Origin of the sequence: Thiosulfatihalobacter marinus (assembly GCF_016019955.1) — a bacterium.
Taxonomy (GTDB): Bacteria; Pseudomonadota; Alphaproteobacteria; order Rhodobacterales; family Rhodobacteraceae; genus Shimia; species Shimia marinus_A.
In genome coordinates this window covers 47835-60428 of the sequence record NZ_JAECRZ010000002.1, presented here as the reverse complement: position 1 = coordinate 60428, position 12594 = coordinate 47835, and the positions used below count along the sequence as shown (strand labels likewise).

General features: G+C 63.8%; 13 protein-coding genes. 8 read left to right on the top strand and 5 right to left on the bottom strand.

From position 1 onward, the window contains the following. Window positions 1-3 precede the first annotated feature (3 nt). On the bottom strand, window positions 4-765 hold the full coding sequence (locus I3253_RS03310) for an NAD kinase (protein ID WP_197916223.1): 762 nt from the start codon (window positions 763-765) through the stop codon (window positions 4-6). A 177-nt stretch (window positions 766-942) separates the two neighbouring features. On the opposite strand from I3253_RS03310, the gene glyA reads away from it, so the two are divergent. Further along, the gene (glyA, locus tag I3253_RS03305) at window positions 943-2235 is read left to right on the top strand and encodes a serine hydroxymethyltransferase (protein ID WP_197916222.1); all 1293 of its coding nucleotides are present in this window, start codon (window positions 943-945) and stop codon (window positions 2233-2235) included. A gap of 255 nt (window positions 2236-2490) precedes the next feature. Here glyA and I3253_RS03300 read toward each other — a convergent pair whose 3' ends face one another. Next, the gene (locus tag I3253_RS03300) at window positions 2491-2865 is read right to left on the bottom strand and encodes a hypothetical protein (protein WP_197916221.1); all 375 of its coding nucleotides are present in this window, start codon (window positions 2863-2865) and stop codon (window positions 2491-2493) included. A gap of 76 nt (window positions 2866-2941) precedes the next feature. On the opposite strand from I3253_RS03300, the gene I3253_RS03295 reads away from it, so the two are divergent. Next, window positions 2942-3706, top strand: a complete 765-nt coding sequence (locus tag I3253_RS03295) for an alpha/beta fold hydrolase (RefSeq protein WP_197916220.1) — start codon at window positions 2942-2944, stop codon at window positions 3704-3706. On the opposite strand, the gene I3253_RS03290 is transcribed toward I3253_RS03295, so the two are convergent. Continuing rightward, window positions 3694-3876 (bottom strand): CTP synthetase, encoded by a 183-nt coding sequence (locus I3253_RS03290; RefSeq protein WP_197916219.1) that lies wholly within the window; start codon window positions 3874-3876, stop codon window positions 3694-3696. The two genes, I3253_RS03295 and I3253_RS03290, sit on opposite strands and share 13 nt — an antisense overlap. A gap of 71 nt (window positions 3877-3947) precedes the next feature. Further along, window positions 3948-4688 (bottom strand): META domain-containing protein, encoded by a 741-nt coding sequence (locus I3253_RS03285; RefSeq protein WP_197916218.1) that lies wholly within the window; start codon window positions 4686-4688, stop codon window positions 3948-3950. A 174-nt stretch (window positions 4689-4862) separates the two neighbouring features. On the opposite strand from I3253_RS03285, the gene I3253_RS03280 reads away from it, so the two are divergent. The 5 genes from I3253_RS03280 (at window position 4863) to I3253_RS03260 (ending at window position 10396) form a co-directional block, all read left to right on the top strand. Next, window positions 4863-5552 (top strand): LuxR C-terminal-related transcriptional regulator, encoded by a 690-nt coding sequence (locus I3253_RS03280; protein WP_197916217.1) that lies wholly within the window; start codon window positions 4863-4865, stop codon window positions 5550-5552. 40 nt (window positions 5553-5592) lie between these two features. Further along, on the top strand, window positions 5593-6780 hold the full coding sequence (locus tag I3253_RS03275; RefSeq protein WP_197916216.1) for an FIST N-terminal domain-containing protein: 1188 nt from the start codon (window positions 5593-5595) through the stop codon (window positions 6778-6780). A 3-nt stretch (window positions 6781-6783) separates the two neighbouring features. Then, the gene (locus I3253_RS03270; RefSeq protein WP_197916215.1) at window positions 6784-9000 is read left to right on the top strand and encodes a hybrid sensor histidine kinase/response regulator; all 2217 of its coding nucleotides are present in this window, start codon (window positions 6784-6786) and stop codon (window positions 8998-9000) included. Window positions 9001-9116: 116 nt separating this feature from the next. Further along, window positions 9117-9683, top strand: a complete 567-nt coding sequence (locus I3253_RS03265) for a DUF4202 domain-containing protein (protein ID WP_197916214.1) — start codon at window positions 9117-9119, stop codon at window positions 9681-9683. Further along, window positions 9680-10396 carry a sirohydrochlorin chelatase gene (locus tag I3253_RS03260; RefSeq protein ID WP_197916213.1) on the top strand — a complete coding sequence of 239 codons (717 nt, stop codon included), beginning with the start codon at window positions 9680-9682 and terminating at the stop codon, window positions 10394-10396. Before I3253_RS03265 ends, I3253_RS03260 begins: the two co-directional genes overlap by 4 nt. On the opposite strand, the gene I3253_RS03255 is transcribed toward I3253_RS03260, so the two are convergent. After that, window positions 10393-11391, bottom strand: coding sequence for a LacI family DNA-binding transcriptional regulator (locus I3253_RS03255; RefSeq protein ID WP_197916581.1), 999 nt, complete (start codon window positions 11389-11391; stop codon window positions 10393-10395). The two genes, I3253_RS03260 and I3253_RS03255, sit on opposite strands and share 4 nt — an antisense overlap. Window positions 11392-11555: 164 nt before the next feature. Here I3253_RS03255 and gap point away from each other — a divergent pair, with 164 nt between their 5' ends. Beyond that, window positions 11556-12593, top strand: coding sequence for a type I glyceraldehyde-3-phosphate dehydrogenase (gene gap, locus I3253_RS03250; RefSeq protein WP_197916212.1), 1038 nt, complete (start codon window positions 11556-11558; stop codon window positions 12591-12593). Window position 12594: the final 1 nt, after the last annotated feature.

Here is a 12594-nt window from a genome sequence, read left to right as displayed (position 1 = left end):
CGGCTAGACGAACTGTTCGCGGATCAGCCGCTCTTCCAGCCCATGACCCGGGTCAAACAGGATATGATGCTGCACCGCCATTTCCGAACGGATTTCCACGGAACGCACATTTCGCACCGCGCGGCTGTCTGCTTCGGCCATCACGGGGCGTTTTTCGGGGTTCAGGATCTCGAACCGCACCACCGCGGATTTCGGCACCAGCGCGCCCCGCCAGCGGCGCGGTCGAAACGGCGCGATCGCGGTCAGCGCCAGCACATCCGAGCCGATCGGCAGGATCGGGCCATGCGCCGAGTAGTTATAGGCGGTCGATCCCGCCGGGGTACAGACCAACGCGCCGTCGCAGACCAGTTCTTCCATGCGCAACCGGCCATCCACCGTCACCCGCAACTTTGCCGCCTGCGGCCCGGCCCGCAGCAGCGACACCTCGTTGATCGCCAGCGCCTCATGCACCGAGCCGTCAACGCAGGTCGCGCGCATGGCCAGCGGGTTCAGCACCTCTTCCTCCGCCGCGGCCAGCCGATCGGGCAAATCGCCTTCGCTGTATCGGTTCATCAGGAACCCGACCGTGCCCCGGTTCATGCCATAAACCGGCACGTCCAGCGCCTGTGTCGCGTGCATTGTCTGCAACATGAACCCGTCGCCGCCCAGCGCCACGATCACCTCGGCCTTGTCCACATCGCAATTCCCATAGCGCCCGACCAGGGCCGCGCGGGCGGTTTGCGCCACGGGGGCGTCGCTGGCGAGAAAGGCGATTCTCTGTGGCATGGCAGCCTCGCGTCGGGTTTCCCGGCCCCGACACAGGTTTCCGATCGGGGCATATGTTTATGACCTGCACCATCAAGGGCGCAGTGACAAGCATTTGCGTCGCTTTGAGACCTTTTAACCGCATGTGCTTTCCGCTACGAACTGCGCCAACGTCACCACCTGCACCGGAGCACCCCCATGACCGAAACGCGCGACACCGGCTTTTTCACCGAGGCGCTTTCCAGCCGCGATCCCGAATTGTTCAGCTCGATCACCAGGGAACTGGGCCGTCAGCGCGACGAGATCGAACTGATCGCTTCCGAAAACATCGTATCCGCCGCCGTGATGGAAGCGCAGGGTTCGGTGATGACCAACAAATACGCCGAAGGCTATCCCGGACGCCGCTATTACGGCGGCTGCCAGTATGTGGACGTGGCCGAACAACTGGCCATCGACCGCGCCAGGGAGTTGTTTGGCTGCGACTTCGCCAATGTTCAGCCGAATTCGGGCAGCCAGGCCAACCAGGGCGCCTTCATGGCGCTGATCCAGCCCGGCGACACCATTCTGGGCATGAACCTCGCCTCGGGCGGGCACCTGACCCACGGCGCCGCGCCCAACCAGTCGGGCAAGTGGTTCAATGCCATCCAGTACGGCGTGCGCAAGCAGGACAATCTGATCGACTATGACGAAGTGGCCGCGCTGGCCATGGAGCATCAGCCCAAACTGATCATTGCCGGTGGCTCGGCCATTCCCCGCCAGATCGATTTTGCCAGGTTCCGCGAGATTGCCGACGCGGTTGGCGCCTACCTGATGGTCGACATGGCCCATTTTGCCGGCCTCGTGGCGGCGGGCGAGCACCCCTCGCCCTTCCCTTATGCCGATGTGGCCACCACCACCACCCACAAGACATTGCGCGGCCCGCGCGGCGGCATGATCCTCACCAATGACGAGGCCATCGCCAAAAAGGTGAACTCGGCCATCTTCCCCGGCCTGCAAGGCGGCCCGCTGATGCATGTGATCGCCGCCAAGGCGGTGGCCTTTGGCGAGGCTCTGCGACCCGAATTCAAGGACTATCAGAAACAGGTGCGCGCCAATGCCGTGGCATTGGCCGACCAGTTGATGAAGGGCGGTCTGGATATTGTCACCGGCGGCACCGACACCCATGTGATGCTGGTGGATCTGCGTCCCAAGGGCGTCAAGGGCAATGCCACCGAAAAGGCACTGGGCCGCGCCCATATCACCTGCAACAAGAACGGCATCCCGTTTGACCCGGAAAAGCCGATGGTGACATCCGGCATCCGCCTGGGCACCCCGGCGGGCACCACGCGCGGCTTTGGCGCGGCAGAGTTCCGCCAGATCGCCGACATGATCGTCGAAGTGGTCGACGGGCTGGCGGCAAATGGCGAAGACGGCAACGGGGCCGTCGAACAGGCCGTCAAGGCCAAGGTCGCCGATCTCTGCGCCCGCTTCCCGCTTTACCCGAACCTCTGATCCGCGCAAATGGCGCGGTCTTGACAGCCGCCCCCGATCCCCCGGGGGCGGCGTTTGCGATTTGCCGGGCGCTCCCGCCGCGTTGCGTCCGCAGCAAGCTGCGCCCCAAAGCGTTGGGCGTGGCTCACTTCGTGAGCCTGCCCACGTGTCCGGCGAAACCGCGTCAGGAAAACAACCGGATCAACCGCATGATGGCGGCGATCGGCTTTGCCGAAAACATCTGCCGGACGGGCCGAAGTTCTGCGCGGTGGCGCCCTATACAAAGCCCTGCCAGCGCAAAAACAGGATCAGCAGCACCACAAGCACAATCAGGTTGAAACTCAGCGCCCCCAACGTGCCCAGGATCGCGCCCTTGCGCCGGTCTGCCCGGTCTTCGGCCGCGAACTGCGCCCGAACCGCCTCGAACGCGGCCTGAACGCGCGCGGCGTCTGCCTGCAACATCAACTTGGGATGACCCGCCATCTGCGCCGCATCCACAAGAATCTGCGCCTGGGCATGGATATGCGACGGCACCCGCCGCCCGATCTTGCGCATCGCCCCATCCAATGACTTGGCGCGCACACCATAGTGGTCGCGCGCCAGCATCAACAACTGGGCAATCTTGCGGTCGATATCGGCGGGGTCGATCATGGCGGCACCCTAGACCTGTCGCGCACGCGGCTCAACCACTCTGGAACTGGCGCGCCGACCGGGCTATCACGGCGCCATGTTGAACCTTATCGAATACGGCACGCCCGGCGATGCCCCCGACCTGATGATCGTGCACGGGCTTTATGGCTCGGGCCGCAACTGGAGCGCCATCGGCAAACGCCTCGGCCTCAGCCGTCGGGTGATTTCCGTGGACCAGCGCAATCACGGCCACAGCCCATGGTTCGACAGCCATTCCTACGAAGACATGGCCGCCGATCTGGCCGAGGTGATCGCCGCGCAGGGCAAACCGATGGATGTGCTGGGCCATTCGATGGGGGGCAAGGCAGCCATGGTTCTGGCCCTGACACGGCCCGAGCTGGTCAATCGCCTGATCGTGGCCGATATCGCACCGGTGGATTACGCGCATGACCAAAGCCAGCATATCCAGTCGATGCGCCGCGTAGATCTGTCGCGCGTGTCCAAACGCTCTGAGGCGATGGATCAACTCGCCCAAACGGTGGAGGATCCGGCATTGCGCAGCTTTTTCACCCAGTCGCTTGACCTGACCGAAAAACGCTGGCGCCTGAACCTGGATACGCTGGAACGCGAGATGCCGAAAATCCTGGCCTTTCCCCGGCTGAACGCAACCTATGACGGCCCAACCCTGTTTCTGTCCGGCTCAACCTCGGACTATGTCCTGCCCGATCACCGCCCCACGATCCGCGCCCTGTTTCCCAAGGCACGTTTTGCCAAAATCACCGGCGCGGGACACTGGCTTCATGCGGAAAAGCCGCATGAATTCATCGCCTCGGTGCAGGCCTGGCTGGATCACGCTTCATAAAGCCTGCGCGCAACCATCCAGGTGACCGGGAACGCCAGCACAAACCCGATCGCGGCCACTGTCAGGATCAGCAACGGCGCGCTCGTGCCGGCGACCAGTACGGCGATGACACCAACCCCGGCAAGGGTGGACCCGATGAAAAGATGCAGGATGAAAGCAAGGCGAAGCATGACTGATGCGTCCTCTGAGTTGCGTTGCGCCCGAAATACATACCGCACACGCGATGCGTCCTTGATCCAGATCAGCCCCGCGTCAGCCGCATGACCGTTGCGCCGCTGGCATCCCTGAGGATCAACATATCACCCTCGATCTCGTAACCGGCGACATTTCCAAGCGCCTGAAATACCGCCCGCTCCTGCGCGTCCAGCTCTCCGATACAGGCCATGCGCGTGCTGGCCAGCGGCCCCAGCTTCAGCCCGCCCTGTCCGGTCTCGAAGGCACCGGTAAACCGGTTGCACCCGCTGGTCCCGCTGACCTGACCCTCCGGTCCGAACCGCACCTGCGCCGGGCGCGCGCCGTCCAGCGTGGCACCGGGCACCTCGGTCGCGATCCACGACGTTCCCGCCAATGGCGCGGGCACGGCCTGCGGCATCATTTCAACCACGACATCCACCTTGTCCGGATCCCCTTCGCCCAGTGCCGAAAAGACACGGGTTGTGCGGAACAGGGTCTCGTCCTTCAACGTGATCTCCGCCTGTACCGCAAACCGATGCCCCGGCGCGATCATCGCATCGTCATATGTCAGCCGCCAGGGGATCGGCACCTGCCCGCCGGGGCGCACCGTCACCGCGCCCAGCGTGATCGATGGCGCATCCGCCCGCGAGATATCCACCAGCCTGACCGCGACCATCGCCTCGGGCGGCAACGCGATCCGCGCGCGATAGGCAACAGTACCGTCCAGCGTCTGAAAATCGGCCAAGACGGGCAAGGCCACAAGGCACAAGACCCCCGCCAGCGCGGTGCGACATGGAAACTTGGGCATGGTTTGTCCTTCATGGCTGATCACTGCCCACAGAACCTAACCCGGCTCTGGCACCTTTCAAGGGACAAGGCGCGGTCCGGGCAAACCTCCGCCGCCCGCAAGCGCTACGACCTTTGGCGCATTTGTCACCTGCGCATGCTTTGCTAGGCTGCGAGAAAAGTGCAGACTTTCCCGATGATCACATCGCAACCCGCCCCTCCTCCCGTTCCGCTGCGCTCTGCGCTGGTGATTGATGATCACCCGCTGTTCTGCGACGCCCTGTCGATGACACTTCAGGCCGTATCCGATGTGCGCGACATCACAACGGCAGCATGCCTCCGGGATGCGCTGGCATTGCTGGAAAACGGACCCGCGCCCGATATCGTCGTGCTGGATCTCAACCTGCCGGATGTCAGCGGTCTTGACGGGCTGGTGCGGCTGCGCAACGCCACCACCGCCCGGATCGTCGTCGTCTCGTCGATGGCCGATAACCGGGTGGTCAGCTCCGCGATCCACGCCGGGGCCAACGGATTTGTCCCCAAACATTCACAGCGCGAAATTTTCCGGCGCGCCTTCGAAACACTGGAACGCGGCAAAACCTACCTGCCGGACGGATGTGTCCTTCTGGAAAATCCCGAGGCCGCATCACGGGATGACGCGGTGGCGCGGCTGGCTTCTCTGACCAACCAGCAGGCGCGTATCCTTCACCTGATCTGCGAAGGCAAGCTGAACAAACAGATCGCCTTTGACCTGTCGATCGCCGAAACCACGGTCAAGGCCCACGTCACCGCGATCATGCGCAAGCTGGGGGTTCACAGCCGCACGCAAGCGGTGCTTATCGCCCAGCAGGCCAGCTTCGAGCAAGTCTTGCGCGGCGGCGGATAGTGCCTCTATCCTGGCACCCGCATACAGGGAGGAAATGGGAATGAGCCGCATCGGCGACCTGCCCGGCGCGGACACCATCCGCCCGGCAAACGACAGGGATGGCGGAATACTGCGCACCGCTTTTGTCGATTGCCACGCACCCGATGCCGCCCTGCGCCTGGCCAATACCCTGCGCCCCGCCGATCTGGCGATGGTCATCCTGTTTGTCTCGCCTGCCACCGATCTCGACCGCTTCCTGCCAGACGCCACTTCGGCACTTGCCCCGGCCCGCGTGGTCGGCTGTACCACGGCTGGCGAGATCGGCCAGTCAGGCTACACCGAAGGCCAGATCGTCGCCATCGGCCTGCCCGACGCGCATTTTGCGGCCGCGACAATGCTGATAGACGATCTGACCACACTTCACCCCCAGGATCTGACCGCCGCGATGATCCGCAACCGCAATGCGCTGGCCAGCACCCATCCCGACTGGTCGTCGGAATGTGCCTTTCTGCTGGTCGACGGGCTGTCAACGCGCGAGGATGCACTGGCCTCGGAACTGGCGCTGGGGCTTGGTCCGGTGCCGCTGTTTGGCGGTTCCGCCGGGGATGGCGAAACATTTGGCACAACGTGGATCTTGCATGACGGACAACGCCACACCAATGCCGCCGTGCTGATCCAGATGCGGTCGGATTGCCCGATCCGCGTGTTCAAGACCGACCACCTGCAACCCACCGACCGACGCATGGTCGTCACCGGCGCCGATCCGGCGCGCCGGCTTGTGCACGAGATCAACGCCGAACCCGCCGCGCGCGAATATGCCCGCCTGCTCGGCAAAGACCCCGAGCATCTCTCGACCTTCACCTTCGCCGCACATCCCGTGGTCGTGCGCATCGGCGACCAGACCCATGTGCGCGCCATCCAGAGAGTTGCCGAAAACGGCGACCTCGTGTTCTTTTCGGCCATCGACGAAGGCGTGGTATTGCGGCTTGCCGAACCCGAAGACATGGTCGCCCATCTTGATCGCGAATTGCGCGCGCTTTCCGATGACGGCCCGCCCGACATGATCCTGGCCTGCGATTGCCTGTTGCGCCGGGTCGAGGCAGAACAGAAACAACTTACCGGCGACATTTCGCGCCTGCTGTCCCGGCATCGCGCGGTTGGCTTTTCCACCTATGGCGAACAGGTCAACTCGATGCATGTCAACCAAACCCTGACCGGCATGGCGATCTACCCGCCGAAAACACGCTGACCGATGCCCCATAGCCTGATCAACCCGACCGACAGCATCGAGCGGCAGAACGCCAAATTGCTCAGGATTGTCGGCACCCTGATGCGCCGGGCCGAACAAAGCACGGATTCCGCCGGCATGGCCTACGCACAGTTCGAACGCGCCGTGATGCTTGAGGACGAGGTGCGCAGCCGCACCCGTGAACTGGAACGCGCGCTGGATCTTCTCAACGAATCGAATGCCCAGCTGGCACAGGCAAATGCCGCCGCCGAATCCGCCCGCGCCAATCTCGCCAACGCGATCGAAACCGTGCAGGAAGGCTTTGCCCTGTTCGATGCCGACGAAATGCTGGTCATGTGCAACAGCCGGTTTGGCAAGCACATGCGCGATATCCACCACCTGTTCAGACCGGGCCTGCCGTTTCGCGACTACGTCGCACTCGTGTCGCAAAGCCCCTATCTGTCGCTTCCGGAGGGCATGACACCCCTGAACTGGGCGGCGCGGCGCATGGCCCGCCACAAGGACGATCACGTGGTATTCAATGCCCGCATGGCCGGCAGCCGCTGGTTGCAGGTCAGCGAACACCGCACGCCCGATGGCGGTACCGTGGTGCTGCAAACCGATGTCACGGACATGGTGATGCTGGAACGCCAGGAGCGCGAGCGGTTGCTGGATGATCAGGCCCGGCTGATCAAGGCAACTCTGGAGCATCTCAACCAGGGGGTTTGCATCTTCGACGGCGCCGCGCGCCTGGTGGGCTGGAACCGGCGCGTGGGCGAATTGCTGTCGATTCCGCTGGGCAGGTTCCGCATCGGAGCGCCCTTCGGCGCGATCCACGACAGGCTGGCCCGCGATATGCGCTTCCCACCCGATGTCGGCGCCACAACCCTGGCAGACTGGGCGGCCAGCCAGACCCGGCGCGCACCGCTCAGCTTTGAAATCGGCGTGGGTTCTGACCGTACGCTGGCCGTTTTTGCCCAACAGATGCCGGATGGCGGCTTTGTTATCAGCTTTACGGACATTTCCGCCGAACGCGCTGCCGTGCGCGCCATTTCCGAGGCCAACGAAACCCTGGAACGCCGGGTGACGGAACGCACTCTGGAACTGGAAGACGCCCTGGCCGAGGCCGAACGGGCCAATGCGTCCAAATCCCGTTTTGTCGCCGCCGCCAGCCACGACCTTTTGCAACCCCTGTCCGCCGCCAAGCTTTACGTGGCCTCTCTGGAAAGCGACCTGACGGATCCCGCACTGCGCGCACGCATGGCCAAGACCGGCGGCGCTCTGCAAAGCGTGGAAAACATCCTTGGCGCGCTGCTGGACATCTCGCGCCTGGACAGCGGCGCCGCGGCGGTGGATGTGTCCGATATCGCGCTGGCGGACATGCTGCACCAGTTGCAGGACGAAATGGCCCCGCTGGCCCGCGACAAGAGTCTGAATTTCACCGTGGATACCGCGCCCGTCACGGTTCAAAGCGATGCCACCTATCTGCGGCGCATCCTGCAAAACCTGATATCCAACGCACTGCGCTATACCGATCGCGGCCACGTCGCGGTATCGACGCATCTGCAATCTGGCCGCGTGATCGTCGAGATCCGCGATTCCGGGCCGGGCATCGCCGAGGACCAGCAAGAGAAAGTGTTTGACGAATTCCATCGGGTCGAGGCCGGTGCCAGCGCGGCCGAAGGGCTTGGATTGGGCCTGGCCATTGTCGATCGCGCCTGCCGCCTGCTGAACCACCCGCTGAACATGCAAAGCACCCCGGGACAGGGCACCGGGTTCACGATAGAACTGCCGATGGCCCTGGCGCCCGACTCCTTTTCGCGCCCGCCCGTCGCCGCACCACCTGCCACGCCGCAACACCTTGCCCAAAGAATCGTGCTGCTGATCGAAAACGATACCGATCTGCGCGGAGCCTTGACGCTGACTCTCGAAGGCTGGGGCGCGGATGTGCTGGCCTGCGCCGACGGCGGCGAGGCGCTGGCGCTGCTCGACGAAATCGACATCGCCCCGGACGCGATTCTCGCCGATTATCAGCTGGACGGCGGCGCCACCGGGCTTGAGGCCATTGCCGCGTTGCGCGCGCGCCACGGCACCATACCCGCCTGTGTGATCACCGCCACCCGCGATGCCGCCCTGCCAGAGACCTGCGCCCGGGCCGGCGTCCATCTCCTGACCAAACCGCTCGACACGGAAAACCTGCGCCGTTTTGTCGAAAATCACGCCGACACAATACCGACGTGATACCGACGTGCCGCCGATGCCGGTTTTTTGCCCCATCGGGGCGGTTCGCCTTGCCCCGCTCCCGCGCCGCCCATAGATTTGCCGCACCCCGATCCAGCCCGTGGAGCCAGACAGACATGAGACAACTCGATACCGTCCTTGCCGCCATCGATGCCGCCAACGCGCAAGACCCGCGACAGGATGACGGCCAGCCCGAGGCACAGCTTTACGGCCATCGGATGAGCGCCGAACTCGATCGGCTTTTCCCCAACGCGCCGGACACGCTGCGCATCGCCGCGCGCGGCCAGCATATCGAGCGCTGGGTGCTGAAACGGGCCGACTATCCCCAGGGCCGCGTCGGCTATCTGACATGGCGCCGCGATCTGGCAGCGCATCACGCCGCAAGAACCGGCGAGATCATGGCCGATGCGGGATATGGCGCAGAAGACATCGCCACGGTCGGGCAAATGCTGCGCAAGGAGGGCATCAAGCGCAACGCCGATGTGCAGGCGCTCGAAGATGTGATCTGCTTCGTGTTTCTCAAGTGGTATTTCGCCCCTTTTGCCGCCAAGCATACACACGAAAAAGTTATTGATATCGTTCATAAAACAGCGCGGAAAATGTCTTCCAACGCCCGGGCGCGCGCCTTGGAAGAGTTTGACTTGCCCGACGACCTGCGCGCCGCCGTCGAGACCGCCGCGTGAGCATTGCCACACCGAAATCGGCCCTGATCGTCGCCCACGGCCAGCCCTCGGACCCACAGCCGCCCGAAATCAGGCTGGCCGCTTTGGCCCGGCAGGTCGCCACGCATCTGGAGGGGTGGGAACTCCGCTCGGCGACCATTGCCGCGCCCGGTCGCCTGGAAAAAGAGGTTGCCGCCTTGCCACCGGGCTCCGCCCTGTTTCCGATGTTCATGGCCGATGGCTGGTTCGTTGGCCGCGTCCTGCCAAAACGGCTTGGGGATGCCCGCGTCGAGATTCTGCCGCCGCTGGGATTTGACCCTGACTTGCCCGCATTGGCGGCCGGGCTTGTGCGCACGCATCTTGCCAGCGCGAGCTGGCCCGAGGCCGGCTCCACACTGCTGCTGGCCGCCCATGGATCGGCCCGCGGCCCCCGCGCCGCACAATCCGCCCGCGCATTCGCGGACCAATTGTCCACCCTGATGCCCGGCCTCGCCATCGTGACAGGCTTCGTTGAAGAGGCCCCCTTTGTCCAAGACGCCGCGCGCGGGCTTGGGCCTCGGGCGGTCTGCCTGCCGTATTTCGCGCTCGAGGGCGACCATTGCCGCAAAGACATCCCCGAAGCGCTTGAAAAAGCAGGATTTCAAGGGGAAACCCTTCCGCCGTTAGGCGAGACTGGCGCGATCCCGGCCCTGATCGCCCGCGCGCTGGAACGGTCCCGCGCCCAGCCCGGCTAAAGCGATTGCCCCGTGGTGATCTGCGGGTCCAGCCTGATCTTTCGTCGCCTGTCCGCTGTCGTTCCCGCCTCAAGGACGATCCGGGCGGCATGCTCTCCGATCTCGAAACGGTGCGCATCGGTTGTCGCCAACGCCATTGGGAGTCCCCGCAACAGATCGAGATTGTTGAACCCCGCAATGGCCAGATCACCGGGAACCGCCAAACCATTGGCCAAACAATGCATGTAGGCACCAACCGACATGGTATCGCTGGAGAAGTAGAGACACTCGATATCGGGAGTTCGCTCCAGAACTTTGGCGGTCAGCAGCCGCCCGTTCTCGATCGACGACCCGCCCGCGTACAACTCCTTGTCATACAACGCCACTCCCTCTTCGCTCAACGCCTCCAGAAACCCGCGCAGACGTTTTTCGGCCCGGAAATCCTGGGGCATCTTGGTCCCGATGAAACCGATCCGCCGATAGCCGCGTTCCAGCATCAGCCGCGCCATGGCCCGACCCGCCTCCAGATGCGAAATTCCCACGCAATGCGCCACCGGATCGCCGTCAACATCCATGATTTCGACAACCGGGCAATCCGCGGCCGCCAACATGCGGCGTCCGGCCTCGGAATGTTCCAGCCCCGCCACCACCAGACCGGTCGGGCGCCAGCTCAGCATTTCGCGAATGACCTCCTCCTCTTCCAGAAGATCATAGCCCGTGACGCCGATCACCGGCTTGAGCGGCGTCGTTTTCAGTGTGGCCGAAATACCCGAAAGCACCTCCGGGAATACGGACGAACTCAGGCTGGGCACCACGACCCCGACAAGATTGACCTTGTTTGAAGCCAGCGCGCCCGCAATGCGATTCGGCACATATCCCACCCGCCGCGCGATCTCTTCCACCTTGCGCCGCGTCGCCTCGGACACATCCGGCGCCCCGCGCAAGGCCCGCGAGGCCGTCATTTCACTGACACCGGCCAGCCGGGCAATGTCTTTCAGCAAAAGCCTTTTTCCCATGGCGCGATGGTCGGCCAGATCGCGCCGATCCGCAAGCCTGAATAGCTGCGGCACTTCACACGCATATTTTGGTTGATTTTTGGGTGTATTCCGACTACCGATAGCGCTAACGGTAGCGCCACCGATATCCTTATGGCGCTGGTGGATGACAGGAGAAAGCTGGAATGACCACAAAAATCGCCATCAACGGATTTGGCCGCATTGGCCGCGGTGTTCTGCGGGCCCTGATCGAAAGCAAGGCCACGGATATCGAAGTCGTGGCCATCAATGACCTGGCCCCGCCAGAGCGTCTGGCGCATCTGCTGAAATACGACAGCGTGCATGGCCGCCTGAACGCCCCCGTCACGCTCGACGGCGACACGTTGCGCGTCGCGGGTCAGGAAATCCGGCTCACCGCCATCCGTGCCCCTCAGGATCTGCCCTGGGGCGATGTCGACATTGCGATGGAATGCACAGGGTTGTTCACGACCCGTGAAAGCGCCGGCAAGCACCTCGAAAACGGCGCGCGCCGCGTGCTGATCTCGGCCCCGGGCAAGGATGTGGACCGGACAGTGGTCTACGGCGTCAACCACGACGAGCTGACCGCCGACGACCTGATCGTGTCCAACGCCTCCTGCACCACCAACTGCCTCGCGCCGGTGGCCAAGGTTCTGGACGACGCCTTTGGCATCAAGACCGGGTACATGACCACGATCCATGCCTTTACCGGCGACCAGCCCAGCCATGACACGGATCACAAGGATCTTTACCGCGCCCGCGCCGCATCGATGTCGATGATCCCCACCTCCACAGGGGCGGCGCGCGCCATTTCGCTGGTGCTGCCGCAACTGGAAGGCCGGCTTGAAGGCTCGGCCGTGCGCGTTCCCACGCCCAACGTGTCGATGGTCGATCTGGTATTCACGCCGGAACGCCCCGCCACGCGCGACGCGGTGAACGCCGCGATCAAGGCCGCCGCCGAAGGTCCGCTTGCCGGTGTGCTGGGATACGAAGAGGATCCCTGCGTTTCGATCGATTTCAACCACGATCCTCATTCGTCCGTCTTTGCCGCGCCGCAAACAAACGTCACCCGTGACGGTCTGGTGCGTGTGGTCAGCTGGTATGACAATGAATGGGGCTTTTCCAACCGCATGCTGGACAATGCACGCCGCATGGGCGCCCTGCTGCGTGACAGCAACGGCGCGCCGCTCAAGATGGTTGGCTAGA

Excerpts from the sequence above, each read along its gene's own strand:
- I3253_RS03310 (WP_197916223.1), bottom strand. The coding sequence starts at position 765 with ATGCCACAGAGAATCGCCTTTCTCGCCAGCGACGCCCCCGTGGCGCAA.
- glyA (WP_197916222.1), top strand. The coding sequence starts at position 943 with ATGACCGAAACGCGCGACACCGGCTTTTTCACCGAGGCGCTTTCCAGC.
- I3253_RS03300 (WP_197916221.1), bottom strand. The coding sequence starts at position 2,865 with ATGATCGACCCCGCCGATATCGACCGCAAGATTGCCCAGTTGTTGATG.
- I3253_RS03295 (WP_197916220.1), top strand. The coding sequence starts at position 2,942 with ATGTTGAACCTTATCGAATACGGCACGCCCGGCGATGCCCCCGACCTG.
- I3253_RS03290 (WP_197916219.1), bottom strand. The coding sequence starts at position 3,876 with ATGCTTCGCCTTGCTTTCATCCTGCATCTTTTCATCGGGTCCACCCTT.
- I3253_RS03285 (WP_197916218.1), bottom strand. The coding sequence starts at position 4,688 with ATGCCCAAGTTTCCATGTCGCACCGCGCTGGCGGGGGTCTTGTGCCTT.
- I3253_RS03280 (WP_197916217.1), top strand. The coding sequence starts at position 4,863 with ATGATCACATCGCAACCCGCCCCTCCTCCCGTTCCGCTGCGCTCTGCG.
- I3253_RS03275 (WP_197916216.1), top strand. The coding sequence starts at position 5,593 with ATGAGCCGCATCGGCGACCTGCCCGGCGCGGACACCATCCGCCCGGCA.
- I3253_RS03270 (WP_197916215.1), top strand. The coding sequence starts at position 6,784 with ATGCCCCATAGCCTGATCAACCCGACCGACAGCATCGAGCGGCAGAAC.
- I3253_RS03265 (WP_197916214.1), top strand. The coding sequence starts at position 9,117 with ATGAGACAACTCGATACCGTCCTTGCCGCCATCGATGCCGCCAACGCG.
- I3253_RS03255 (WP_197916581.1), bottom strand. The coding sequence starts at position 11,391 with ATGGGAAAAAGGCTTTTGCTGAAAGACATTGCCCGGCTGGCCGGTGTC.
- gap (WP_197916212.1), top strand. The coding sequence starts at position 11,556 with ATGACCACAAAAATCGCCATCAACGGATTTGGCCGCATTGGCCGCGGT.